This window comes from Streptomyces sp. NPDC047841 (assembly GCF_040704085.1).
Lineage (GTDB): Bacteria > Actinomycetota > Actinomycetes > Streptomycetales > Streptomycetaceae > Streptomyces > Streptomyces argyrophylli.
In genome coordinates this window covers 66,932-91,633 of record NZ_JBEYRP010000029.1, presented here as the reverse complement: position 1 = coordinate 91,633, position 24,702 = coordinate 66,932, and the positions used below count along the sequence as shown (strand labels likewise).

22 protein-coding genes and 1 other RNA gene are annotated in these 24,702 nt (G+C 71.9%); 7 read left to right on the top strand and 16 right to left on the bottom strand.

Features of this window, described 5'->3' with window-relative positions; translation table 11 throughout:
* Positions 1 to 178 precede the first annotated feature (178 nt).
* From AB0947_RS35370 to AB0947_RS35360, 3 genes are all read right to left on the bottom strand, one after another.
* Positions 179 to 1,813 carry a beta-N-acetylhexosaminidase gene (locus AB0947_RS35370; protein WP_366754472.1) on the bottom strand — a complete coding sequence of 545 codons (1,635 nt, stop codon included), beginning with the start codon at positions 1,811 to 1,813 and terminating at the stop codon, positions 179 to 181.
* Positions 1,814 to 2,018: 205 nt separating this feature from the next.
* Positions 2,019 to 2,306, bottom strand: coding sequence for a DUF3039 domain-containing protein (locus tag AB0947_RS35365; RefSeq protein WP_189294548.1), 288 nt, complete (start codon positions 2,304 to 2,306; stop codon positions 2,019 to 2,021).
* A 29-nt stretch (positions 2,307 to 2,335) separates the two neighbouring features.
* Positions 2,336 to 2,908: a YqgE/AlgH family protein gene (locus tag AB0947_RS35360; protein WP_366754471.1), complete on the bottom strand. Its 573-nt coding sequence runs from the start codon at positions 2,906 to 2,908 to the stop codon at positions 2,336 to 2,338.
* A 278-nt stretch (positions 2,909 to 3,186) separates the two neighbouring features.
* On the opposite strand from AB0947_RS35360, the gene murA reads away from it, so the two are divergent.
* Positions 3,187 to 4,527 (top strand): UDP-N-acetylglucosamine 1-carboxyvinyltransferase, encoded by a 1,341-nt coding sequence (gene murA, locus AB0947_RS35355; RefSeq protein ID WP_366754470.1) that lies wholly within the window; start codon positions 3,187 to 3,189, stop codon positions 4,525 to 4,527.
* Between the two features lie 169 nt (positions 4,528 to 4,696).
* On the opposite strand, the gene AB0947_RS35350 is transcribed toward murA, so the two are convergent.
* From AB0947_RS35350 to AB0947_RS35325, 6 genes are all read right to left on the bottom strand, one after another.
* Complete coding sequence (locus AB0947_RS35350; protein ID WP_014673024.1) at positions 4,697 to 4,978, bottom strand: HU family DNA-binding protein; 282 nt, start codon at positions 4,976 to 4,978, stop codon at positions 4,697 to 4,699.
* Between the two features lie 322 nt (positions 4,979 to 5,300).
* Positions 5,301 to 6,716 carry an NAD-dependent malic enzyme gene (locus AB0947_RS35345; protein ID WP_366754469.1) on the bottom strand — a complete coding sequence of 472 codons (1,416 nt, stop codon included), beginning with the start codon at positions 6,714 to 6,716 and terminating at the stop codon, positions 5,301 to 5,303.
* Positions 6,717 to 7,093: 377 nt separating this feature from the next.
* Positions 7,094 to 9,427: a UvrD-helicase domain-containing protein gene (locus AB0947_RS35340; RefSeq protein ID WP_366754468.1), complete on the bottom strand. Its 2,334-nt coding sequence runs from the start codon at positions 9,425 to 9,427 to the stop codon at positions 7,094 to 7,096.
* 69 nt (positions 9,428 to 9,496) lie between these two features.
* Positions 9,497 to 10,264 carry a zf-HC2 domain-containing protein gene (locus AB0947_RS35335; RefSeq protein WP_366754467.1) on the bottom strand — a complete coding sequence of 256 codons (768 nt, stop codon included), beginning with the start codon at positions 10,262 to 10,264 and terminating at the stop codon, positions 9,497 to 9,499.
* Positions 10,265 to 10,326: 62 nt separating this feature from the next.
* The gene (locus AB0947_RS35330) at positions 10,327 to 10,911 is read right to left on the bottom strand and encodes a sigma-70 family RNA polymerase sigma factor (RefSeq protein ID WP_009188888.1); all 585 of its coding nucleotides are present in this window, start codon (positions 10,909 to 10,911) and stop codon (positions 10,327 to 10,329) included.
* Positions 10,912 to 11,139: 228 nt separating this feature from the next.
* Positions 11,140 to 11,733, bottom strand: coding sequence for an ABATE domain-containing protein (locus AB0947_RS35325; RefSeq protein WP_366754466.1), 594 nt, complete (start codon positions 11,731 to 11,733; stop codon positions 11,140 to 11,142).
* A 266-nt stretch (positions 11,734 to 11,999) separates the two neighbouring features.
* On the opposite strand from AB0947_RS35325, the gene AB0947_RS35320 reads away from it, so the two are divergent.
* A complete protein-coding gene (locus tag AB0947_RS35320) occupies positions 12,000 to 13,373 on the top strand; it encodes a nitrate/nitrite transporter (protein ID WP_366754465.1) in 1,374 nt (457 codons plus the stop codon).
* 86 nt (positions 13,374 to 13,459) lie between these two features.
* The gene (locus tag AB0947_RS35315) at positions 13,460 to 14,611 is read left to right on the top strand and encodes a uroporphyrinogen-III synthase (protein ID WP_366754464.1); all 1,152 of its coding nucleotides are present in this window, start codon (positions 13,460 to 13,462) and stop codon (positions 14,609 to 14,611) included.
* A gap of 19 nt (positions 14,612 to 14,630) precedes the next feature.
* On the opposite strand, the gene AB0947_RS35310 is transcribed toward AB0947_RS35315, so the two are convergent.
* The 3 genes from AB0947_RS35310 to AB0947_RS35300 are packed head-to-tail and all read right to left on the bottom strand — an operon-like array spanning position 14,631 to position 15,768.
* Entirely contained in the window at positions 14,631 to 14,882 is a 252-nt protein-coding gene (locus tag AB0947_RS35310) for a hypothetical protein (RefSeq protein WP_366754463.1), read from the bottom strand.
* On the bottom strand, positions 14,879 to 15,235 hold the full coding sequence (locus AB0947_RS35305; protein ID WP_366754462.1) for a hypothetical protein: 357 nt from the start codon (positions 15,233 to 15,235) through the stop codon (positions 14,879 to 14,881). The genes AB0947_RS35310 and AB0947_RS35305 overlap by 4 nt, the downstream gene beginning before the upstream one ends.
* A gap of 56 nt (positions 15,236 to 15,291) precedes the next feature.
* Positions 15,292 to 15,768: an ATP-binding protein gene (locus AB0947_RS35300; RefSeq protein ID WP_366754461.1), complete on the bottom strand. Its 477-nt coding sequence runs from the start codon at positions 15,766 to 15,768 to the stop codon at positions 15,292 to 15,294.
* Positions 15,769 to 15,994: 226 nt separating this feature from the next.
* Here AB0947_RS35300 and AB0947_RS35295 point away from each other — a divergent pair, with 226 nt between their 5' ends.
* The 3 genes from AB0947_RS35295 (at position 15,995) to AB0947_RS35285 (ending at position 18,436) form a co-directional block, all read left to right on the top strand.
* Positions 15,995 to 16,846 (top strand): DUF5753 domain-containing protein, encoded by an 852-nt coding sequence (locus AB0947_RS35295; RefSeq protein ID WP_366754460.1) that lies wholly within the window; start codon positions 15,995 to 15,997, stop codon positions 16,844 to 16,846.
* Positions 16,847 to 16,857: 11 nt separating this feature from the next.
* Entirely contained in the window at positions 16,858 to 17,055 is a 198-nt protein-coding gene (locus AB0947_RS35290; protein ID WP_366754459.1) for a DUF397 domain-containing protein, read from the top strand.
* 1,045 nt (positions 17,056 to 18,100) lie between these two features.
* On the top strand, positions 18,101 to 18,436 hold the full coding sequence (locus AB0947_RS35285) for a hypothetical protein (RefSeq protein WP_366754458.1): 336 nt from the start codon (positions 18,101 to 18,103) through the stop codon (positions 18,434 to 18,436).
* Between the two features lie 9 nt (positions 18,437 to 18,445).
* Here AB0947_RS35285 and AB0947_RS35280 read toward each other — a convergent pair whose 3' ends face one another.
* The 3 genes from AB0947_RS35280 to AB0947_RS35270 all read right to left on the bottom strand — a co-directional run bounded on the left by AB0947_RS35280 (position 18,446) and on the right by AB0947_RS35270 (position 22,911).
* Complete coding sequence (locus tag AB0947_RS35280; RefSeq protein WP_366754457.1) at positions 18,446 to 20,596, bottom strand: bifunctional polysaccharide deacetylase/glycosyltransferase family 2 protein; 2,151 nt, start codon at positions 20,594 to 20,596, stop codon at positions 18,446 to 18,448.
* Positions 20,597 to 20,618: 22 nt separating this feature from the next.
* Positions 20,619 to 21,707 carry a hypothetical protein gene (locus AB0947_RS35275; RefSeq protein WP_366754456.1) on the bottom strand — a complete coding sequence of 363 codons (1,089 nt, stop codon included), beginning with the start codon at positions 21,705 to 21,707 and terminating at the stop codon, positions 20,619 to 20,621.
* Between the two features lie 226 nt (positions 21,708 to 21,933).
* A complete protein-coding gene (locus AB0947_RS35270) occupies positions 21,934 to 22,911 on the bottom strand; it encodes a LysR family transcriptional regulator (RefSeq protein ID WP_366754455.1) in 978 nt (325 codons plus the stop codon).
* Between the two features lie 84 nt (positions 22,912 to 22,995).
* Here AB0947_RS35270 and AB0947_RS35265 point away from each other — a divergent pair, with 84 nt between their 5' ends.
* Positions 22,996 to 24,228 carry an MFS transporter gene (locus tag AB0947_RS35265; RefSeq protein ID WP_366754454.1) on the top strand — a complete coding sequence of 411 codons (1,233 nt, stop codon included), beginning with the start codon at positions 22,996 to 22,998 and terminating at the stop codon, positions 24,226 to 24,228.
* 65 nt (positions 24,229 to 24,293) lie between these two features.
* Here AB0947_RS35265 and ssrA read toward each other — a convergent pair.
* Positions 24,294 to 24,663, bottom strand: a transfer-messenger RNA (tmRNA) gene (gene ssrA / locus AB0947_RS35260).
* Between the last annotated feature and the right edge of the window lie 39 nt (positions 24,664 to 24,702).

Sequence of the window (24,702 nt, the reverse complement as noted above, 5' to 3'; positions counted from 1 at the left end):
CGGACGACGCAACTCTGGCACATCTTCGCGACGCCCGGACGCAGGGGTCCGCTAGGAGGCATTCGCCCACCCCACCAGGGTGGTGGCCGTTTTCGCACGGCATCGCCGGTGTGCGCGGATTGCCACTCTTCGGTGATGCTGCCGGGGTTTCTGCCCGTCCGGGGCCGGCCCCGCGCTGTCACCTGTTCGGGGGCGGCCCCTCGATCGGGCGGCCGGGCACGCCGGGGCGCTTCTGCCACGGGCGGGGTCCGGCCGGCGGCCGGTAGGCGACGCCGAGGGCGTCAAGTCGCCGGTAGTGGGCGGCCATCCGGCGTTCGAAGCCGGCGTAGTCCCGGTCCGCGGGGGCCGGCAGCGGGCTCCAGGCGACCTCGGCGAAGGCGGCGAGCCGGGGGAAGGCCTGGTAGTCCACGCGCGCGGCGTCCTCCAGCACCTCGGTCCACACGTTGGCCTGGGTGCCCAGCACGTGCCGGGCCTCCTCGCCGGTGAGCCCGTCCGGCACGGGCTCAAAGCGGTAGACGTCCTCCAGGGTGCGCACGAAGCCGATCGGCACGGGCTCGTCCTCGCCCGGGGCCTGACGGTGGTCCAGGTAGACGTACTGCTCGGGGCACATCACCACGTCGTGGCCGGCCCGCGCGGCGGCGACGCCGCCGCCGTAGCCGCGCCAGGAGGAGACGGCGGCGCCGGGCGCGAGACCGCCCTCCAGGATCTCGTCCCAGCCGATGAGGCGGCGCCCGCGCGCGGCGAGCCAGGCGTCGAAGTGCCCGATGAACCAGGACTGCAACTCGTTCTCGTCGGCGAGGCCGAGGTCCGTGATCCGCGTCTTGGCGGTGACGGACTCGGTCCACTGCTCCTTGCGGCACTCGTCGCCGCCTACGTGGACGAACTCCGAGAACGCGGCGGCGTCCGCGGGGAACAGCTCCAGGACCTCCTCGAACACGCCCTCGTAGAACCGCAGGGTGGCGTCGGTCGGGGCCAGGACGTTGGACGAGATGCCCCAGTTGTCCCAGACGGCAAGGGCGGTGGTGTCGATGACGTCGGTGTTGCCGAGTTCGGGGTACGCGGCGATGGCGGCCTGCGAGTGGCCCGGCACGTCGATCTCGGGGACGACGGCGATGTGCCGCTCGGCGGCGTAGGCGACGATCTCGCGGATGTCGTCCTGGGTGTAGTAGCCGCCGTGGGGCTTCTCCTCCCACAGCGGCGAGGCCCGGTGGCCGAACTTCGTGCGCGCGCGCCAGGAGGCGATCTCGGTCAGCCGCGGGTAGCGCCTGATCTCGATGCGCCAGCCCTGGTCGTCCGTCAGGTGCAGGTGCAGGACGTTGAGTTTGTGCGCGGCCATCAGGTCCAGGTAGCGCAGCACGCCCTCCTTGGGCATGAAGTGCCGGGCGACGTCGAGGAGCAGTCCGCGCCAGCGGAACCGGGGGGCGTCCTCGATGACCTGGTACGGGACGCCGGGGGCGGTGTCCGGGCGCACCGGGGCGCGCCGGAAGGCGTCGGGGCCGAGCAGCTGGCGCAGGGTCTGCGCGCCCCAGAACACGCCGGCGGGCCCGCCGCCGCGGATCTCCACGCCCCCGTCGCCCGCGGTGAGCCGGTACGCCTCCGGTTCGAGCGTGTCGTCCAGCAGCAGCCGTACGCCGTCGCGGGCGTCCCGGAGCCCGGGGCGCAGCGGCAGGCCCAGGGCAGCGCCGAGGGTGGCGCGCAGCCAGCGTTCGGTGCGTTCGGTGCCCTCGCCGGCCCACAGTGTGGTGCCGGGCCCGAAGGGTACGGCGGACCCCTGCCGGTCCTGGATCGCGCGCGGCGCCGGAATCAGTTCCACGACATCAGCCCCTCCCGGCGTCGCGCCTCACGCAACGCTCGTGCCGCCCGCTCCACGGGTACTCCGTCGCCCCGAAGGCTAGGCACTGCGCGAGGAGCCCACAAGAGGTCTGGACCAGTTGGCGGCCGGGGAACGCGAAGATCCCCGGGACGCGCCGCACGCGCGCCCCGGGGACCTCACCGTCCGCGGGCGGAGGGGGCGCGGCCTACTTGTCGCCGCCCTTGCCCTTGCCCTCGTCGCCGCCGCTGCCCATGGACTCGTAGATCTCCTTGCACATGGGACAGACGGGGTACTTCTTCGGGTCGCGGCCCGGCACCCAGACCTTGCCGCACAGCGCCACGACGGGGGTGCCGTCGAGGGCGCTCGCCATGATCTTGTCCTTCTGGACGTAGTGGGCGAAGCGCTCGTGGTCGCCGTCGCCGTGGGACACCTGTGGCGTCGGCTCTACGAGGGTCCCCGTACCAGTCCCGCGCTCGGGCTCAAGAGTGCTCATACCAGCAAGGGTACTGAAGCTCGCAGGCATCAGTTGAGCGACGGGTCGTCCGGGTACGTGGCCACCATCGCCAGCTCGTTGCGCTGGCGGCGCAGCACTTCGCGCCAGAGTCTCTCCGGGGCCGGGGAGGACACGTCGCCCGGCTCGGACTCCACGACGTACCAGGCGCCCTCCACCAGCTCGTCCTCCAGCTGGCCCGGGCCCCAGCCGGCGTACCCGGCGAAGATCCGCAGCGAGCCGACGGCGGAGGCGAGCAGCTCCGGCGGTGCCTCCAGGTCGACCAGTCCGATCGCGCCGTGCACCCGCCGCCAGCCGAGCGGCGCGCCGTCCCCGTTCGCGCCGCCGGGGATCACGGCGACGCCGAGCGCCGAGTCCAGCGAGACGGGGCCGCCCTGGAAGACGACGCCGGGCTCACCGGCGAGGTCGGCCCAGTCCTCCAGGATGTCGCCGACGCCCACCGGGGTGGGCCGGTTGAGGACGACACCGAGGGAGCCCTCCTCGTCGTGGTCGAGAAGGAGCACCACCGCACGGTCGAAGTTCGGGTCCGCCAGGGCGGGGGTGGCCACGAGCAGCCGCCCTGTGAGCGAGGACACCTCGGTCATGCCAGACATGATCCCGCATCTTCCCCCGGTGTGGGGAGCCAATCGGGGGCACGGGAGTGAAGGCAGCTCAGGGCGTACGGGAGCGTCCCCGGCGCACGTCTCCGCGCCGGTGACCCCATGTGCCCGGCAGGGAACGGTTCGTGTTGTGACACAGCCATGACGCGGCTGGGCGGTCCGTGGACTTACGGGCGGGGGGTGATCGGCGATTACCCTGTCTTCCCGGCCCGTGCGCACAGTGATCGGCCGGCCCCTGACCAACTCATCGGAACGCGAGATTCATGACCGTCAACGACGATGTCCTGCTTGTCCACGGCGGAACCCCGCTGGAGGGCGAGATCCGTGTCCGCGGTGCGAAGAACCTCGTGCCGAAGGCCATGGTCGCCGCCCTGCTGGGCAGCGAACCGAGCAGACTGCGCAATGTTCCGGACATCCGTGACGTGCGGGTCGTCCGCGGCCTGCTCCAGCTGCACGGGGTGACGGTCCGCCCGGGCGATGAGCCCGGCGAGCTGGTGCTCGACCCGACGCGGGTCGAGAGCGCCAACGTGGCCGACATCGATGCCCACGCGGGTTCCAGCCGCATCCCGATCCTCTTCTGCGGCCCGCTGCTGCACCGCCTCGGCCACGCCTTCATCCCGGGCCTCGGCGGCTGCGACATCGGCGGCCGGCCCATCGACTTCCACTTCGACGTGCTCCGGCAGTTCGGCGCGACCATCGAGAAGCGGGCCGACGGGCAGTACCTGGAGGCCCCGCAGCGGCTGCGCGGCACGAAGATCCGGCTGCCGTACCCGTCCGTGGGCGCGACCGAGCAGGTGCTGCTGACGGCCGTACTGGCCGAAGGCGTCACGGAGTTGTCCAACGCGGCCGTCGAGCCGGAGATCGAGGACCTCATCTGCGTGCTGCAGAAGATGGGCGCGATCATCGCGATGGACACCGACCGCACGATCCGCATCACCGGTGTGGAGAAGCTCGGCGGGTACGCCCACCGCGCCCTGCCGGACCGCCTCGAAGCCGCCTCCTGGGCCTCCGCGGCGCTCGCGACCAACGGCAACATCTACGTCCACGGCGCCCAGCAGCGCTCGATGATGACGTTCCTGAACACCTACCGGAAGGTGGGCGGTGCCTTCGAGATCGACGACGAGGGCATCCGGTTCTGGCACCCGGGCGGCCAGCTGAAGTCGATCGCGCTGGAGACGGACGTGCACCCCGGTTTCCAGACCGACTGGCAGCAGCCGCTGGTGGTGGCCCTGACCCAGGCCACGGGCCTGTCCATCATCCACGAGACGGTGTACGAGTCCCGCCTCGGCTTCACCTCCGCGCTGAACCAGATGGGCGCCCACATCCAGCTCTACCGCGAGTGCCTGGGCGGCTCCGCCTGCCGCTTCGGCGCGCGCAACTTCCTGCACTCCGCGGTCGTCTCGGGCCCCACCAAGCTGCAGGGCGCCGACCTGGTCATCCCCGACCTGCGCGGCGGCTTCTCGTACCTCATCGCGGCCCTGGCGGCCGAGGGCACGTCCCGCGTCCACGGCATCGACCTGATCAACCGCGGCTACGAGAACTTCATGGAGAAGCTCATGGAGCTCGGCGCGAAGGTCGAGCTGCCGGGCAAGGCGCTCGGCTAGCCGTCACGCACGACGAATGGGCGGCCCCCGCCGGATGGCAGGGGGCCGCCCTTCGAGCGCGGCTGGGTTTCCGTACGGCGATGGGGCGGCCCCGGTGTTCCGGGTGCCGCCCCATCGCCGTTGTTTCAGAGGATCCCCGCGCCGTCCCGTCGGCACTGGGAGGGCAAGGTCACTTGCCCTTCGCCGCTTCCTTGAGCTTGGAGCCCGCGGTGACCTTCACGCTGAAGCCGGCCGGGATGTTGATGGGCTCGCCGGTCTGCGGGTTGCGCGCGGTGCGAGCGGCACGGTGGGTGCGCTCGAAGGTCAGGAAGCCGGGGATGGTGACCTTCTCGTCGCCCTTGGCGACGATCTCGCCGACGGTCTCGGCGAACGCGGCCAGCACGGCGTCGGCGTCCTTGCGGGTCACCTCGGCGCGGTCGGCCAGCGCGGCCACCAGCTCACTGCGGTTCATGTTGTTACTCCCGTATTTTTCTTGCCGTTGGGGTGTGCCACGCGGCGGAGCCGCCCGAGGCACTGCGATGCCGATGCGCTCGCGCCCTTGGGGGTGCCCCCTGGGACTAAGTCCCTGGGGGAGCATCCTGCCCCTACCTGCGGCGGGAAAGCCAATCCGGCACCCGTAGGAGTCGTGAGAACACCCTGGGGAGTCGCACGAAAAGCGCCTGCTCGGCCGTCACCCTAGAGCGCACCCGGCATCGCGGGGTTCCACGACGCGCCGGTGCGGGGGGCCGCCGTGGTGATGCTCACAGCCCCCTGCACAGTACGCCACGCCCTGATCAGACGGTTGCCCCGGCCGCCTTCGCGGCCTCGCGGACCGCTCCGGCGACCGCGCCCGCGACCTTGTCGTTGAAGACGCTCGGGACGATGTAGTTCGGGTTCAGCTCGTCCTCGGTCACCACGTCGGCGAGGGCCTTCGCGGCGGCGAGCATCATCTCGGTGTTGACCGTGCGGGACTGGGCGTCCAGCAGGCCGCGGAAGACGCCCGGGAAGACGAGCACGTTGTTGATCTGGTTCGGGAAGTCGGAGCGGCCGGTGGCCACGACGGCCGCGGTCTGCCGGGCGACCGCCGGGTCGACCTCGGGGTCCGGGTTCGCGAGCGCGAACACGATGGCACCCTCGGCCATGGCGGCCACGTCGGCGCCGTCCAGGACGTTCGGGGCGGAGACGCCGATGAAGACGTCGGCGTCGCGCACGGCCTCCTTCAGGGTGCCGGTGAGGCCCTCGGGGTTGGTGTTGTCGGCGATCCAGCGCAGCGCCGAGTCGGCCGGGGCGTTCACCAGGTCCTCGCGGCCGGCGTGCACGACCCCGTGGATGTCGGCGACGACGGCGTTCTTCACGCCGGCGGCGATCAGCAGCCTGAGGATGGCCGTGCCGGCCGCGCCCGCGCCGGACATGACGACCCGGATGTTCTCGATCGCCTTGCTGGTGACGCGCAGGGCGTTGGTCAGCGCGGCGAGCACGACAATGGCGGTGCCGTGCTGGTCGTCGTGGAAGACGGGGATGTCGAGGGCCTCGCGCAGCCGGGCCTCGATCTCGAAGCAGCGCGGCGCGGAGATGTCCTCCAGGTTGATGCCGGCGAAGCCGGGGGCGATCGCCTTGACGATCTCCACGATGGCGTCGGTGTCCTGGGTGTCCAGGCAGATCGGCCAGGCGTCGATGCCGGCGAAGCGCTTGAAGAGGGCCGCCTTGCCCTCCATGACGGGCAGCGCGGCCTTGGGGCCGATGTTGCCGAGGCCGAGCACGGCGGAGCCGTCCGTCACGACCGCAACGGAGTTGCGCTTGATGGTGAGGCGGCGGGCGTCCTCGGGGTTCTCGGCGATGGCCATGCAGACCCGGGCCACACCGGGCGTGTAGACCATGGAGAGGTCGTCACGGTTGCGGATGGGGTGCTTCGACGCCATCTCGATCTTGCCGCCGAGGTGCATGAGGAACGTACGGTCCGAGACCTTGCCCAGCGTGACGCCCTCGATGCCGCGCAGCTTCTCGACGATCTCCTCGGCGTGGGCCGTCGAGGTGGCCGCGATGGTGACGTCGATGCGGAGCTTCTCGTGGCCGGACGCGGTGACGTCGAGGCCGGTCACCGAGCCTCCGGAGGACTCCACGGCGGTGGTGAGCTGCGAGACGGCGGTTCCGCTCGCGGGCACCTCCAGCCGGATCGTCATCGAGTAGGAGACGCTGGGCGCCGTTGCCATGGCCGACTTCCTCTGCTTTCACCGTGTCGCTAGTTGTGCCGTCCGATCGTCGCACCTACCGCTGAGTACGTGGTACTCGCCCCGGGTTACGGACGTTGTGTTCACGCGGGGTTCCCCGGCAGGTATCGATTTCGGAAAGCGACTTCCACCATACGAGAATCGATCAGCCGGGGAAAGAGGCGCGCGGGGCAAAGAAAGAGACCCACGTCACTGTGGTGACGTGGGTCTCTCACACGCTATGACACCGACCCGCCATGCTCGCCTCGCGGCAAGTGGTCCCTCTGAGGGACGAAGGTTGGGCCCGGGGGCTTGGATCGGGCCGGTGCCACACCAAGGCTAACAAACGGATCCCGTAAGGCCATTCCCGGACCGCGGATTCAGTCCCTCAGCAGGTCCGGGACACCTGCCGCGTCCGGCTCGTCCCGCTCCCCCGACACCACCGTCAGCTGCTGGGTGGCCCGGGTCAGTGCCACGTACAGCACGCGCAGGCCGGCCGGCGACTCGTCGGCGATCTCCGCGGGCGAGACGACGACCGTCGCGTCGTACTCCAGGCCCTTGGCCTCCAGGCTGCCGAGGGCCACCACCCGGTCGCCGAGCCCGGCCAGCCAGCGCCGCGCCTCCTCGCGCCGGTTCATCGCGACGACCACGCCGACCGTGCCGTCCACCAGTCCGAGCAGCCGCTCGGCCTCCGCGCGCGCGGTCTTCTCCAGCGAGTCGCGCACGACCGTGAAGCGCGGCTCGACACCGGTGGACCGTACGGCCGACGGGGCCTCGGAGCCGGGCATGGCGAGCGCCAGCACCCGGGCGGCCAGCTCGGCGATCTCGGCCGGGTTGCGGTAGTTCACGGTGAGCTGGAAGCGGCGCCGGGGCCGGGTGCCGAGGGCCTCGTCACGGGCCTCGGCCGCCTCGTCCGGGTCGGACCAGGAGGACTGCGCCGGATCGCCGACGACCGTCCAGGTGGCGTGCCGGCCGCGGCGGCCGACCATGCGCCACTGCATCGGCGTGAGGTCCTGCGCCTCGTCCACGATGACGTGCGCGTACTCGGTGCGCTCCTGCGCCAGCCGCTCGGCCCGCTCCCGCTGGGACTCCTCGCGCACCGGCATCAGCTCCTCAAGGCCGGTGAGCTGGTCCAGCGGGTCCAGCTCCCGCTTCCTGCGCGGCCGGGCCGGGGCGCCGAGGATCGCCTGGAGCTCGTCGAGCATGGCGACGTCGTGCACGGAGTACCCCTCCCGCCTGAGCGAGCGGGCGACCTTGCGGACCTCCCCGGGGTTGAGGACCCGCCGGGCCCAGCGGCCGAGCCGCTTCTCGTCGGCCATGGCGGCGAGCACGGCCTTCGGGGTCAGCTCGGGCCACCAGGCGTCGAGGAACGCGAGGAAGGAGTCCTCGCCGCTGACGTCCTCGTCGAAGGAGGAGCGCAGCTCGGCGGCCAGCTCCGGGTCGGTGTGCCGGGCGGCGGCGCCCGAGCGGTCCCACAGGGCGTCCAGGAGCAGCTTGCGGGCGCGCGGGCGGAGCAGGTTGACGGGTGCGGTGCCGCCGAGGGCGGTACGGCGGATACGTTCCAGCTCGTCGGCCTCCAGTTCCAGCCGGCGCCCGAAGGCGACGACCCGGAGCCGGGCGGGCGGGCCGGTGACGGTGTCGCCCGCCGCGGCGGCCGGCCCCAGCTCCAGGGCGCCCCGGGCGGCCTTGCGCAGCACCTTCAGCATCCGGTACGAGCCCTTGGCGCGGGCCACGGCCGGGGAGTCGTACAGCGTGGCCTGCGCGCCGTCGACCAGCGAGCCGATCGCGCGGATCGCGACCTGGCCCTCCTCGCCGAGCGAGGGCAGCACGCCCTCGGTGTAGGCGACGAGCAGCGGGGTCGGGGAGACGATGAGGATGCCGCCCGCGTAGCGTCTGCGGTCCTGGTAGAGCAGGTAGGCCGCGCGGTGCAGGGCGACGGCGGTCTTGCCGGTGCCCGGGCCGCCCTCCACGTAGGTGATGGAGGCCGCGGGGGCCCGGATGACCATGTCCTGCTCGGCCTGGATGGACGAGACGATGTCCCGCATGGTGTGGCCGCGGGCCTGGCCGAGCGCGGCCATCAGGGCGCCGTCGCCGATGACGGGCAGTCGGCCGCCGTCGAGGAAGGCCGTCAGCTCGGGCCGCATCAGGTCGTCCTCCACGCCGAGGACCCGGCGGCCCTTGGAGCGGATGACCCGGCGCCGCACCACCCGTCCCGGCTCCACGGGGGTGGCCCGGTAGAAGGGGGCGGCGGCGGGGGCGCGCCAGTCGATGACCAGCGGCGAGTAGTCCTGGTCCAGGACGCCGATGCGGCCGATGTGCAGCGTCTCGGCGATGTCGGCGGTGTTGTCCGGCCGCACGGCCCCCTCGGCCGGCTCGACCGCCGTGTAGGCCCCGTCGGGCCCCTTCTTGCCGTCCTTGCCGGGCAGCAGGTCGATCCGCCCGAAGAGGAAGTCCTCGAACTCGTTGTTGAGCCGGTTGAGGTGGATGCCGGCCCGGAAGACCTGGGCGTCCCGTTCGGCGAGCGCGCCCGGGGTGCCCACCTGGCCGCGCTTGGCCGCGTCGTGCATCAGGAACTCGGCCTCGTGGATCTTCTCCTCCAGGCGCTGGTACACCCGGTCCAGGTGTTCCTGCTCGACGCTGATCTCACGGTCGCGGACGGAATCGGGTGCGTCCTGTACCGAGCCGACCGCGGACTGCTGAACCTGAGCGGCCACCGGGCCCCCTTCTGACGTGCTGGGCAGCCGTCAACCGTACGCGAAGGGGGCCCGTGGAAGCTACGTCGGCTACGCGTCCACCTGGACGAGCTTCTTGCCCTCGAACGTCACCACCTCGAAGTGGTCGATCTCGTTGGGCTGGAAGGCGGCGGCCCCGCCGATGTAGAGCGGTTGCTTCGACTGCTCGGTCTTGGCGTCCGGGACGCCGTACCCCCAGTCGGGCACGGACCACGACGACATGGTCACGCGCTGCCCGTTCTTGGCGACGAGGACCAGGGAGCACTTCAGCGGGCCCTTGACGTTCTTCAGCTCCAGCACCGCCTGGGTGCCCCAGTCCTTCCCCGCCATGGCGACGGTGGCGCTGACGTGGGTCGACGCGTCCGTGGCGGACTTCTTGTCGGACATGGTGCGGAAGGTCGCCTGGGCCGGCGTCGCGGTGACCTGCCCGCCGCCGTCCGAGCCGCCGTTCACCGCCACCGCGGCCAGCGGTCCGGCGATGATCAGCGCTGCCGTCGCGGCGATCATGTAGAAGCCGCGCCGGCGCTTCTGGGCGCGCTTCTCGGCGACCTCGTCGACCAGCTTCTCCACCAGCCGCGGGCTCGGTCTGGCCGACAGCGACTCGCCGATCGCGGGCGTGCTGCCGGAGCCCGGCAGGTCCGCGAGCGCGGCCAGCATCGGCTCCATCCCGGCCAGCTCGTCCAGTTGCTGGGCGCACCACTCGCAGCCGGCGAGGTGCGCCTCGAAAGCGGTTGCCTCGGCGTCGTCGAGAATCCCGAGGGCGTAGGCGCCGACAGTCTCGTGCTCGCTCGGCACCGAAGATCCCTGACTGGGGCTCATGGGCCCAGACATACCCGGACCACCCGGTCCGAATCCCTGCATCCCCCCGTACCCGCTGCTCATCACGCCGTCACCCCCCGCTCCTCCAGTGCCAGCTTCATCGACCGCAGGGCGTAGAACACCCGGGAACGTACCGTTCCGCTCGGTATGCCCAGTGTTTCGGCCGCCTCATTGACGGTACGCCCCTTGAAGTACGTCTCGACGAGCACCTCCCGGTGGGCCGGGGTCAGGTCGTCGAGCGCGTCCGACAGCGTCATCAGCCACAGCGCCTTGTCGATCTCGTCCTCCGCGGGGATGACCTCCAGCGGCGACGGATCGACCTCCTGCGGCCGGGCCTGCCGGCTGCGGTGGCCGTCGATGACGATGCGGCGCGCGACCGTCACCAGCCAGGGGCGTACCGAACCGGTCGCCCGATTGAGCTGACCGGCGTTCTTCCAGGCACGGATGAGCGTTTCCTGTACGACGTCCTCGGCGCGCTGCCGGTCACCGGCGACCAGCCGCAGGACATACGCGAGCAGGGGTCCGGCGTGCTCCCGGTACAGCGCGCGCATCAGCTCCTCATCCGGCTCCGAGGGCTGTGAGGACATGCGATGTCGGGCCCTCGCTCCACGTTCATTGGCCACGGCCGCATCCTTGCGCACGCCCACCTCCGGTGTCCGGGGGTTCCCCCAGTCGGTCGCTCGCCCACCCGTACGGACGGGGGCGGCCCGGTGTTCAAACCGGAGTGACAGATTTCTTGAGGCTGACGTGACGAGCGGGACATGCGCGCACATTCCCACCGCTCGATCTTCACATCTCCGACACGCGGGCGAGGTCGCCGGAAGATTCCCGTGTACGGGGCACCCAAACCCGGTGTTGCAGAAATCACTTCACCCTCAGGCCCGCGCCAGCGCCGCCCGCCGCCGGTGCCGGGCGACCCGCTCCCGGTTGCCGCACGCCTCGCTGGAACACCAGCGCCGGCGCCGGCCGCGGGAGGTGTCCAGGTACAGCAGGGGGCAGTCGTCCCCCTCGCACTGCCGTACGGCGGCCCGCGCGACGGGGTCGGTGAGCAACTCGACGGCGTCCCGGGCGACCAGGGCGAGCAGCGCGGCGGAGCCGGGCGGCCCGGCCAACTCGCGCACCAGCCCGCCCCCTTCCACGGGCACGGCGACGGGCGCGGGGGTCGCACCGAGGGCCAGCTCGTTCACGCGCCCGAGCGCCCGCCCGTAGGACGCCGGGTTCCCGGGGCCCGGCCCGCGCACCAACACCCGTACGCATCCGCGCAGTTCCCGGAACCCGCTCAGCCAGGAGGCGTCGGCGTGACCGAGCGCCGTACCGTCGGGCACGAGCCCGGCACGCCCGATCCACGCGCACAGCGCGCCGACGCCGTCCAGCCGTTCGCCCGGATGCGTGGTCGCGAGGAGGTCCAGGCACACCCGTCCGGCGTCGAACCGCGGCGCGGGCGCGGAGGGGGCGCTACCGAGTGCCATGGGACAGTCACCGCCTGGGCAGAACCGTGCGGGGTCTCCCCCACAGTGCCCGCGCGGAGGGGACACCGGAACCCCTTGCGCCACGCTCGCGGTGGGATCCCGGGGAACGCCGGGCCGGAGGCGTGCCTCACCGGCTGTTCCCCCGCCGAGTGAGAGCAACGTTCCAACACGGTCACCCGCAGCCACAGGCCGGAAACGCGTCCTGCCTACCTTCGGGCTGAGTCAGCGGTCGGCAGACCGAGCAGCCGGAGCACCGTGGAGGCGTGATGACAGGCCCAGCCCCAACCCGTCGCAGTGGCCGCTGGATCGAGCGCTGGGATCCGGAGGACGAGGCGTTCTGGCGGGCGACCGGGGAGCGGACCGCCCGCCGCAACCTCTGGTTCTCCGTCCTGTCCGAGCACGTCGGCTTCTCCGTGTGGACCCTGTGGTCGGTCCTGGTCCTGTTCATGGGCCCGGAGTACGGCCTCACGCCCGCCGACAAGTTCCTGCTGACGTCGGTGGTCACGCTGGTCGGCGCGGTGGTCCGGGTGCCGTACACCTTCGCCGTGGCCGTCTTCGGCGGCCGCAACTGGACGATCGTCTCGGCGAGCCTGCTGCTGGTTCCGACCGTCGCCGCGTTCGTGGTGATGGAGCCGGGGACGTCGTACTCCACCTTCCTGCTGGTGGGCCTGCTGGCCGGCATCGGCGGCGGCAACTTCGCCTCCTCCATGACCAACATCAACGCCTTCTTCCCGCTCAGGAAGAAGGGCTGGGCCCTCGGCCTCAACGCGGGCGGCGGCAACATCGGCGTCCCCGTCATCCAGCTCGTCGCCCTCGCCGTCATCGGCGCGAGCGGCGGCCCGCGCGTACTGCTCGGCATCTACATCCCGCTGATCGTCGTGACCGCCGTGCTCGCCGCGCTGTTCATGGACAACCTGTCCTCGGTGAGGAACGACACCGGCGCGGCCAAGGACGCCGCCCGGGACGCCCACACCTGGATCATGTCCGTGCTCTACATCGGCACCTTCGGCTCCTTCATCGGCTACAGCTTCGCCTTCGGCCAGGTGCTGACGAACGGGTTCGGCCGGACGCCCCTCCAGGCGGCGTACCTCACCTTCATCGGCCCGCTGCTCGGCTCCCTCGTCCGCCCCCTCGGCGGCCGGCTCGCCGACCGCTACGGCGGCGCCCGCATCACCCTGTGGAACTACGTCGGCATGGCCGCCGCCACCGCCGTCCTCATCGTGGCCGGCATGCGCGAGTCGCTGCCGCTGTTCGTGTCCGTCTTCGTCGTCCTGTTCGTGCTCAGCGGGCTCGGCAACGGCTCGACGTTCAAGATGATCCCCGGCATCTTCCACGCCAAGGCGCTGGCCGAGGGCCTGGAGGGCGAGGCGGCGGTCGCCCACGGCCGGCGGCTGTCCGGCGCCTCCATGGGCCTGATCGGCGCGGTCGGCGCGCTCGGCGGTGTCGGCATCAACCTGGCCTTCCGCCAGTCCTTCCTCTCCTACGGCTCCGGCACCGGCGCGTTCGTCGCCTTCCTCGCCTACTACGGTGTCTGCTTCGTGGTCACCTGGGCCGTATACCTTCGCCGTACGGCGGCGCGGGTCCCGGCCACGACCACCGCATCGGAGGCGAAGGCCCGGCTCGGCTACGCCGAGGTGTGACGTAACACCGGTGACATCGAGCGGAACCGAGCCTGTCACGCATCGTTGACAGGCTCGGTCGGCGCGCCGGTCAGCCAGGAGGGCCCATGTACGACGAAGAACAGCATCCCGAGCACGGCCCCCTCGCCGGGTTCACCGTGGGCGTGACCGCCGCGCGCCGGGCGGAGGAACTGGGCGCCCTGCTCCAGCGGCGCGGCGCCACCGTCGTGCACGCCCCCGCCCTGCGGATCGTGCCGCTCGCGGACGACGGCGAACTGCTCGCCGCCACGCGGGAGATCATCGACCGGGCGCCGGACGTCGTGGTCGCCACCACGGCGATCGGCTTCCGGGGCTGGGTCGAGGCCGCGGACGGCTGGGGCCTCGGCGAACAGCTGCTGGGCCGGCTGCGCGGGGTCCGCCTGCTGGCCCGCGGCCCCAAGGTGAAGGGCGCGATCCGCGCGGCGGGCCTCACCGAGGAATGGTCGCCGTCCTCGGAGTCCCTGGCCGAGGTCCTGGACCGGCTCCTGGAGGAGGGCGTCGACGGCGACCGCGTCGCCGTACAGCTCCACGGGGAGCCCCTGCCCGGTTTCGTGGAGTCGCTGCGGGCCGCCGGGGCGGACGTGGTGCCCGTCCCGGTGTACCGCTGGATGCCCCCCGAGGACCTCGGCCCGCTCGACCGCCTCCTGGACGCGGCCGTCACCCGTGGCGTGGACGCCCTCACCTTCACCAGCGCCCCCGCCGCGGCCTCCCTCCTCTCCCGCGCGGAGGACCGCGGCCTGCTGGACGACCTGCTGTCCGCCCTGGCCCACGACGTCCTCCCGGCCTGCGTCGGCCCGGTCACCGCGATCCCCCTCCAGGCCCGCGGGGTGGACACGGTCCAGCCGGAACGCTTCCGCCTCGGCCCCCTGGTCCAGCTCCTGTGCCAGGAACTCCCGGCCCGCGCCCGGTCCCTGCCCGTCGCCGGGCACCGGGTGGAGATCCGCGGTCACGCGGTCCTGGTCGACGGCGACCTCAAGCCGGTCCCCCCGGCCGGCATGTCCCTGCTGCGCGCCCTGGCCCGCCGCCCCGGCTGGGTCGTCCCCCGCGCCGACCTCCTGCGCGCCCTCCCCGGCGCGGGCCGCGACGAACACGCCGTCGAGACGGCGATGGCCCGCCTCCGCACGGCCCTCGGCGCACCGAAGCTGATCCAGACGGTGGTGAAGCGGGGCTACCGCCTGGCCCTGGACCCGGCGGCGGACGCGAAGTACGCGGACGCGTGAGGCGTCGTCCGGGCCCTGTTCACAGGTAGGTGGCCTGGTGGACGTAGAGGCACTCGTGCCGCGGCACGATCAGATAGAGGAAGAACCCGCCGGGCACGTGCGAGACGTTCCCCTCGGGGGCCGCCTCCTGGTACGAGGTGCCGTCGAGGTAGAACGCGGCTGCCGCGCGGACCAGCTCGTCGGCCTGCTTCTCGACCTCGGCCACGAAGGCGGGTGGAGCGCCGCCGATGACGTACGCCTCGTCCGGGTCGTACTCCCACCGCCACGTCACGCGGACACCGCCTGCCGGGCCTCGGTCTCGACGGTGCGGAGCTCTGCCATCGCCGTGCGGAACCCGGGGTCGTCCCGGCTGCCGGCGTTGTGCACGGCGACGAGGGCGGCCTGGTAGCGGGAACGCAGCTCGGGCCGCCGCTCGATCTCCACCTGTGCCTGCCAGTAGCTGAGCCAGTACTGAAGGTGGCCGATCTTGCCGTCCTGGAGGGCGGCCCCCAGGGCCTGTTCCTTGTGCTGTTCCATTTCGCCCAGGCGATGCGGGGCGATGCGCGCCAGCGCGACGCGAACCGCGGCCGGGGTGCCCTCGGGGCGCGGGATCAGCTCGTGACTGTGGTCCGGTTGTGTGGTCACGCCGCGGCTCCTCCGTGCGCCCATGCTCGGCTTCCTGCACCCCACCGTACTGGGCATCACGGACAGCGACGTGGCGTCCGGCGCAGCGGTGCCCCGCCCACCTCGAACCACAGCAGTTTCCCCGCGCCCCGGTCCAGCGGGCTGTCCGCCAGGGACAGGCCGCCCCAGGAGTCGGCGTACTCCTGCACGAGGTGCAGTCCGCGCCCGGCCTCGGCGTCCACCGGAGCCGCCGGAACACGGTCCCAGGGGGGATCCCCGAAAGGCGCCGGGACGCGCGGGTGGCTGTCCCAGACGCCGACCCGCAGCCGGCCGTCCGCGAGGGCGGTGAGCCGGAGGGAGGCGGGGCCGGCGGTGTGCCGGTAGGCGTTGCCGACCAGCTCGGACGTCAGCAGTTCGACGGCGTCGAGGACTTCGTGTCTGCCGTGCCCGTTCAGCACGGCCCGTACGGTCATGCGTGCGACGCGTGCCGCGCGGGGATCATGCGGCAGCCGAAGGGCGTACACCCAGGTGTCGGGCAGGGATACGGTGCCCATGAAGACCTCCGGTGAGAGAAGGGAACGGGCTCGCTCAACTGGTCGCGCCGGGCGGTGGCTTTGCCTGCGGTACAGGTGCGCTTCCGGCTTGTGGGCGCGGGGAGTTGAGCAACGCAGCATCACCATAGAGCGCAGGGATGTCATAATTGACATCGATCGAAGGGAACGGTTGATAGTTCCCTCCTGTGGGTGACTCACGGCGTACACGACGACGAGAGAGGAATCAGTGCCGCCCAGCACCACCCCCACCTTGCGTCAGCAGCGCCTCGGCGCCGAACTGCGCAAGCTCAGGGAGCACTCAGGGCTTACGACTACGGCCGCCGCGGCACTGCTCGGCCTCAAGCAGGCGCAGATCAGCAACATCGAGTCGGGCCGTTACGCCGTCAGCGCCGACCGAGTACGCACCTTCGCGCGCACCTACAGCTGCGCGGACACCGCCCTGGTGGAGGCCCTCGCGGCGATGACCGGCGGACGCACGCGCGGCTGGTGGGACGAGTACCGTGATCACCTGCCCGCCAGCCTGATCGACCTGGCCGAACTGGAGCACCACGCCGCCGGGCTGCGGGTGGCTCTCGTCATCCACATCCCCGCTCTGCTGCAGACCACCGACCACGCCCGGGCGCTGTTCCGCACGGTCTTCCCGCCGCTCCAGCAGTACGAGATCGAGCACCGCCTCTCCCACCGCATCAAGCGGCAGAGCATCCTCCACCGGGAGAGTCCCACCCCGTACACCGCGACCATTCACGAGGCGGCGCTCAGAATGGGGTTCGGCGGCCGGGACGTAGCCGCCGCTCAGCTCGAACACCTGCTGAGCATGAGCGAACTCCCCGACGTCACCATCCGGATCATCCCCTTCGGCAAGGCGAGCTTCCACGGCACCGGCCAGGGAATCGACTACGTCGCCGGAGCGGTGCCCCAGCTCGACACGGTGCAGCTGGACACCCACCATGGCTGTGAGTTTCTCGACGGAGAAGCTCAACTGGACAAGTACCGCGCGGTGGTGGACCACATGGAGGCGAGCGCCCTCCGCCCCGAAGCGTCCCGCGACATCATCCACCGCATCGCACAAGACCTCTGAGGAACCACGCCATGCCCGAACTGACCTGGCAGAAATCCACCTACAGCGGCGACGCCTCCAATTGCGTGGAGATAGCCACCACCCCCACCACCATCCACATCCGCGACTCCAAGACCCCCACCGCCGACCACCTCACACTCGCCCCCTCGACCTGGGCGGACTTCCTTCTGTACGCGGCGCAAGCCGACTCCTCGGCCGCTTCGCGTTGACGATTGCCGGAATCGGGGAGGATCAGTCCGGACAGCCGGAAGGCCGTCTGTGACCACTTCATCCAGCCGTTAGCTGGCGGATTCCAGGCAGGACGAGATCAGCCGGAGTCGCGCAAGACCGCCGCTTGGCTGACGACGGTCGGAACGCCACCGCAGCCGGCCGTATCCGCTTCGAGACGGAGGACCCTCCTGGCAGACAGGTCGATCTCGGTCGACAACCCATCTGCCAGGAACATCACTCCTTCCCGAACACCACCCCCGACGTCGCTAGCCCGTCGCTCCGTGCTTTGTCCGAACGTCACGGCTGAAGGAGCAGACCCACTTCTGCCGACGGCTGTCCCACTCCATGCTGATGGACACCACGGTCGCGTCGCAGTCCTTCAGCCTCTCGATGGCCGCAGGCAGCGCCTGCAGTGCCTCATCGGGCAAATTGAGTTCGCACACGAGACTCAACTTGCCGTCTCCCGACCGCAGTACGACGACGGTCGGCCTTGCACCCCTTCTCCCCCTTTGACGTTGCGGCATTACGAAGGAACCGAGCCATGCGCGGACCGTTTGGTATGCCCCGTCCGCAGCCTTGGAGGCCATCGACTGAATGAACGGCGCCAAGGCCCACGTGGCGGCCGTGGCACTCACGGTCACAAGCACCTCGCCCGCGTCCGACTTCCTTCGAGCCATGCTTTCCGCTCGCGGGATTGGATCGCATTCCGGATCTTCGGTGCACGGATTCGCCTTACCCTGCCGTATTTGCACCTTTTGCACTCCCCGTGCTCCTCAGGGCTGAGCCAGCAGAATGCTCCATACCCCCGGCAGGGTGTTCTGAACTGCCTGACGGTGCGTCCGTCTGTGCGCGCTTCAGCAGGCCCTGGGTCGCTTCCGCCGGTCTACTGAAGCGCCCCTCCTTCCTGTCGCTGGCTGTCGTGACCTGTTCCCCGAACCTCGGTCCCGGCCACCTCCCCTGCCCCGCGGCGCCGGGAGCGGCTCGAGCCTCTGGAACTGCTCAAGTGGTTTGAAGACGGCGGCTCGCGGCGTTCACCCTGGTCGTATGAAGGGATTCGCGGGGTTCGGCAGGAAGCAGGATCTGGTGCTGGTGATCCGGGACTCGGACCTGGTCGGGGCGGCGCTGCGGGAGGCGTTGGACGGGGCTTCGGAGGAGGAGCGCGCGGGGCTGGAGCGGGCCGTCGCGCTCGTCGGGGCCACCGCCGGCGCCAGTGAGGGACGGCTGCGTGCCGACTGGGTCCGCGCCCGGCTGGCCGACGTCGGCTTCACCGGGGACATCGCCTCCGTCGCCGCCGTCAAGGCACTGCGCCAGGCCGAGCCGGGTCTGAGCCTGCTGGCGGCGGTGCAGTTGCAGAAGGACGCCGTGACCCATCAGGAGTAGGGGGCGGCTTCAGCCGGCCGGTGTCGCCTCCGGCACCGGCGGGCGCTCGGTCGGCGGTGCCGCCACCCCGCCCGTGCGGCGGAGTTTCTGCCAGCGCAGCCGGCCGCCGGTGAGGGCGGTGATCCAGGACTGGAGCAGGACGACGTACATCAGCTGGCGGTACAGGATCTGCTGGAGGGGGAGGGAGAGGAGCGGGGTGAGGCGCTCGCGGTCGAGGTGGAAGGCGTACCCCGCGCAGAGCGCCTGGACGGCCAGCACCGCGCACCAGGCCAGGACCGTCCTGGCCGTCGGGCCGAAGACCAGGCCGTAGACCAGGAAGAGGTCGATCAGGGGAGCCAGGAGCGGGGCCACGACCATGAAGAGCGACACGAGCGGCAGGCCCACGCGGCCGAAGCGGCCCGACGGACCCCGGTCGAACACCGCGCGGCGGTGCTTCCAGATGGCCTGCATGGTGCCGTACGACCAGCGGTAGCGCTGCGACCACAGCTGCTGGACCGACTCGGGCGCCTCCGTCCAGGCGCGGGCCTTCTCGGCGTACACCACGCGCCAGCCGTCGCGGTGCAGGGCCATCGTGACGTCGGTGTCCTCGGCGAGCGTGTCGTCGCTCATGCCGCCGACCCGCTGCAGCGCCGAGCGGCGGAACGCCCCGACCGCACCCGGGATCGTCGGCATGCAGCGCAGGACGTCGTACATGCGGCGGTCGAGGTTGAAGCCCATCACGTACTCGATGTGCTGCCACGCGCCGATGAGCCGGTTCTTGTTGCCGACCTTGGCGTTGCCGGCGACGGCGCCGACGCGCGGGTCGGCGAAGGGCTGGACGAGTTCGCGGACGGTCGCCGGTTCGAAGACGGTGTCGCCGTCCATCATCACGACCAGCTCGTGACGGGCGTGCGCCAGGCCCCGGTTGAGCGCGGCCGGTTTGCCCGCGTTGGCCTGGCGGATCACCCGTACGTCCGGCAGGTCCAGCGCCTCGACGATGTCGGCCGTGCCGTCCGCCGAGCCGTCGTCGATGACCAGCACCTCGATGGGGTGTTCGCTGCGCATGAGCGAACGGACCGTGTTCTCGATGCACTTGGCCTCGTTGAACGCCGGCACCAGCACCGACACCGGCTCGGTCACCGGTTCCCCGCCCCAGCGGAAACCGGGGCGCCGGGTGCGGCGGGCGTGCGCGCCGGACAGCAGCAGCATCAGGCCGAACCGGGCGAAGACGAGGCAGCCGACGACGGCGAGTCCGGCGACGAGGACCGTGGTGATGTCGTCGGACGCCGTCACCAGGAAGATCCACGCCCTCCCCTTCCACAGGCCGAGCCCGGTGACCGGGGTGTCGGCGCTCGGGGCCCGCAGCGCTCCGGTGAGGGTCTGGAAGGTGTAGCCCTGGTGCTGGAGCCGGGGCAGGAGCCGGTCGAGCGCCTGGACGGTCTGGTGCCGGTCGCCGCCCGAGTCGTGCATGAGGACGACCGCGCCCCGGCCGCCGTGCGGCGTGGCGTTGCGGATGATCCGCTCGACGCCGGGCTTGCGCCAGTCCTCGCTGTCGGTGTCGTCCACGACCGTGAGATAGCCACGGCTGCCGATGTACCGCGTCACCGGCCAGGACCGGTTGTCGATCGCGTCGGCGGAGGAGGAGTACGGCGGCCGGAACAGCGAGCTGCGGATCCCGGCCGCCCCGGCGAGCGCCAGCTGGTTCTGCGACAGCTCCCAGTCGATGCGCCGGGTGGAGTGGTACGACAGGTCGGGGTGGCCGAAGGTGTGCAGGCCCACCTCGTGGCCCTCGGCCACCATGCGCCGGACCAGCTCGGGGTGGCGCGAGGTCATGGCGCCGGTGACGAAGAAGACCGCGTGCGCGTGGTGCTTCTTCAGCACGTCGAGCACCTTCGGGGTCCAGGTCGGGTCGGGGCCGTCGTCGAAGGTGAGGACGATGCGGTGGCCGGGTATGCGCAGGCTGTCGCTGCGGCCGTCGCGCGTGTCGATGACCGGGCCGCCGTCCAGGACGCGCCGCGGAACCTCGTCGTTCGCCGCGGCGGGCCGGACACGGTGGTCGGCGAGGATCTCGTTGTGCACGTAGCCGCGCAGCATGAGCATCGCCAGGGTCGCCACCAGGACCAGGAGGGGGAGCAGGTAGCGCAGCGGCAGCCGGGTACGGCGGCGGGGGTGTGAGGCCATCTGGGGGTGTTCCGCCCGGTCGTCAGAGGGAGAGCTTGGGGTGCGGGCGCCGGGTGTGACCGGGCGGGGTGTGGGTCCGGCCCGGCGGGGTCGGCGTGGCCGCCGGAGCGGTGGCCGGAGCGGTGGCGGTGGCGGTGCCGGACGGTGCCGGGGACGCGGCGGTGGCCGGGGCCGACGGGGTCGGGGAACCAGTGGTCCCGGCGTCGGCGGCGGGCGCGGAGGCGGTGCCGCCGCCGTCCGGCCCGGTGGACGCGGAGGCGTCGGCGCCGGTGGGCGCTCCGCCGGCCGGTACGGCGGTGGCGCCCGCCCCGGCGCCGACGACGGGTGCGGTCACCGTGCCGGCTCCCGGCGGGGCCGGGGTCGTGGAGACGCTGGGCAGCGGTGAGGTGTCCACCTGGCCGGCCGGCTTGTCCTCGTGCTGGCCCGGTACCGGCAGCCAGGGCGCGGCGGAGTCGCCGGACAGCAGGGTGGCGACGATGACGGCGGCGTAACCGGCACAGGCGACGGCCACGGCCACGCCGAGCCGGCGGAAACGGCGGCTGCGACGGCCCGACTCGTCCACGAAGACGGGCCCGTCCGAGCCACGGGGGTCCCGTACGGCCGACTCCGCACCGACGGCGCCGAGTCGTACGTCGCCCAGCTGGACGGTCTCGTCCTGCGGGGTGAGGGCGGGGGCGGGCGTGGGGGCGGAGCCGGTCGCCGGGGCCTCGACGGTGCCGGTGGAGGCCCTGGAGGGCTCCTGCGCGGCGGGCTCGCCGGCCTCGGCAGACCCGGCGCGCTGGCCGGCCTCGATGGCATCCGCGGGCTCGGCCGGTCCAGCGGGCCGCTCCGATTCGGCGGACGCCCCGGATGCACCCTCCGCCTCAGTCCCCGCCGACCGCGCGGAGTCGCCCGGCTCCCCGAGACCGGCGGACCCGGCCGACTCGGCTACGGTCCCGACAGCCCCGGACGCCTCGCCGGTCCCGGCACCGGAGACGCCGACGGCCCCCGCACCGACGCCGGAGTCGCCGAAGGCCCCCGCACCGGAGGCCGCGACCTGCGCAACCCGTGCGTCCGAATTCATCCGCTCGTCGCCCCCGCCCATCGGCTCACCGCGCCCATCGGACGCCATCTCTCGCCCCTCGGGTTGGGCGTCTTCAGGACACTTTTCCACGCGCGTTCATCCCCCCACGGGACAGTCACGGGCGCTCTCACGATCCCGGGCACCCGTCGACCGGACCCGACGCCCACCCGGCCCGAGGGTTCCACTATCACCCTGTGCCCGGGCCAAGAATGTAACGCACGCGGAGGAGTGCAACGTGCCGGACCGGGTACGCGCGGACGCCCGTGCCCCTACGTCACACGCCGTTCATGACGTCCTCGTCCATGGCCGGAATCCAACCGTCGGCGGGCCGCCGCAACCACCCCTCCACCCGAGCGATCTCGGCCACCGCCGTCCGCAGGGCGGTCAATCCGGGATGTACCAGCCCCTTGCGCCAGACCAGGGAGACGGGCGACAGCGGGACGGGATCGACGAGGGGCCGTCGTACCGTCCCCGGCATGGGCGGGAAGTCCACGACGGCCAGGACCGGATTGCGGGTCTTCGCCATGATGCGGCCGAACTCCTCGTCACCGACGGCCAGCGGGAGCGGCGGGGCGAGCCGGATGGCGCGGTCCTGGAAGAGGCGCAGGGCCAGGTCGGTCCACTCGCGGGTACGCGGGTTCCCGGCCCCGGCGTACACCGTCTCGCCGGCCAGCGCGGACAGCGGCACCCGCGCCGACGCGGCCAGCGGGTGGTCGTCGGGCAGCACGACGGCCATCGGCTCGTACCGCACCGGCTGCTGCTCCAGGCCGGAGCGGAGCGCCGCGTCCAGTCCGGCGAACCGGCCGAAGGAGACGTCCAGGCGGCCGGTGAGCAACTCGGCGGCGGCTCCCGTGAGGCCGCTCTCGTAGCGGGCCATCAGCTCGCAGTCCGGGGCGAGTTCACGGGCCCGGTGCAGTACGCGGCGACCGGTGGCCAGGCCCGGTGAGTTGAGGTCGACCAGCAGCGGGCGGGCCTGGCCGGCGGCGAACGCGGCGAGCAGGTCGTCCTGGGCGGCGAGGACCCGGCGCGCGTGCGGCAGCAGACGTTCGCCGTCCGGGGTCAGCGTGACCTGCCGGGTGGTCCGTACGAACAGCTCGGCGCCCAGCTCCCGTTCCAGCCGCCGTACGTCCCGGCTGAGCGCCTGCTGGGCGACGTACAGCCGGGCCGCCGCCCGTGTGAAGTGCAGTTCCTCGGCGACGGCGACGAAGGACCGCAGCAGGCGGGGGTCTATGTGGGCGGCGGGGGCGGACATGGCGGCGAATTTACAACGCGGACGCGTGGATCGGGGCGCAGAAGGTGTTGGACCCGGTGATCCGCTCCCGGCGACCGTTGAGCCATGCCCCAAGAGACCGCCCAAGACGTCCGAAGAAGCCGAACAGACGGCAGGAGCGGCCACGCCGGTGGATACCGCCGCCTGTTCCGTCTCCCCGGCACCCGTGCCTTCACCGCCGGCAACCTCCTAGCCCGCCTGCCGATGGGCATGTTCAGCGTGAGCGCGGTCGTGATGATCGCCGGTTCCCGCGGCTCGTACGCCCTGGCCGGTGCCGTCACCGCGACGGGGCTCGCGGCGACCGCGCTGGCCGGTCCCTGGCTCGCCCGGCTGGTCGACCGGCACGGGCAGGCCCGGGTCGCGCTGCCGGCCACGGTCGTATCCGTGCTGGGCAGCCTCGCGCTGCTGCTGTGCGTCCGCTACGACGCCCCGGACTGGACCCTGTTCGCCGCCTACGCCGGCACCGCGGCCACCCCCAACATCGGCGGCCTGTCCCGCGCCCGCTGGGCCCATCTGCTGCGGGACGAGCCCGGCGCGCTGCACACGGCGAACGCGTTCGAGCAGGCAGCGGACGAGCTGTGCTTCATGCTCGGGCCGGTGCTCGCGTCCTTCCTGACCGGCACGTTCTTCCCGGAGGCGGGCACGCTCACCGGGGCGGTGCTGCTGCTCGCCGGCACGCTGGTGTTCCTCGCCCAGCGGGCGACCGAGCCGCCGCCGACGCCCCGCTCGCAGGGACCCTCGCCGCTGCGCAGCCCGGGCATCCCGCCCCTGCTGGCGTGCTTCATCGCGACCGGCGCGGTGTTCGGCTCCATGGAGGTCGTCACGATCGCCTACGCCGACGCGCAGGGGCACCGCGCGGCGGCCGGTGCGGTGCTTGCGCTCCAGGCGGCGGGCTCGTGCGCGGCGGGCCTGGTGTACGGGGCGCGGAAGCCGGCGAGGGCGCGCCTGTCCTGGTGTCTGGCGGCGATGGCCGGGCTCATGGCCCTGCCCTGGCTCGCGGCCGGCACCCGGTCCCTGCCGGCGCTGGCGGGTGCGCTGCTGGTGGCGGGGATGGCGACGGCGCCGACGATGGTGACGGCGATGACGCTGGTCCAGCGGCGGACCCGGGCCGACCGGCTCAACGAGGGGATGAGTCTGATGGTGACGGGCCTGCTCGCCGGCATCGCGTGCGGTTCGGCGACGGGCGGCTGGGCGGCGGAGCACCTCTCCCCCACCACCGCGTACGCCGCACCGGTGGCCGCCGCCGCCCTCGCCCTCGGCGTGGCCACGCTCACCCGCGCCGACAGGACCACCCCATGACGAAGGCCCCGCCGCTCGAAGCGACGGGGCCTTCGCCCACATGGGGTCGGCCCCCCGAAGGGGCCTCGTGGAGATGGCGGGAATCGAACCCGCGTCCAACGGTGCGGAATCAGGGCTTCTCCGTGTGCAGTCCGCTGCGATTTTCTCGGCCCCGGAGATCACGCGGACAAGTCTCCGACGGGCTCAGTCACTGTTTGGTTTCCCTCTACACCCCGTGACCGGGTCTAGAGGTTTAGTTCCCTAGCTGATGCCAGGATCCGGGTCGGGAACAGCCCCGGGCTGACACTTCGCAAGTCGCTACTTAGGCAGCGAGGGCGAAGGAATCGCGCTTGGTGTTGGCGATTATTTTTTGCGACATATGGTTTACGAGATCATTGCCGCTTCCTCGACACGCTTCCCCTGCTTCGACAGCCGCTGTCGAAACCGATCATCCCCATGTTGATTTTTCAAACCCCTCCGAGGAGGGTTCGCACA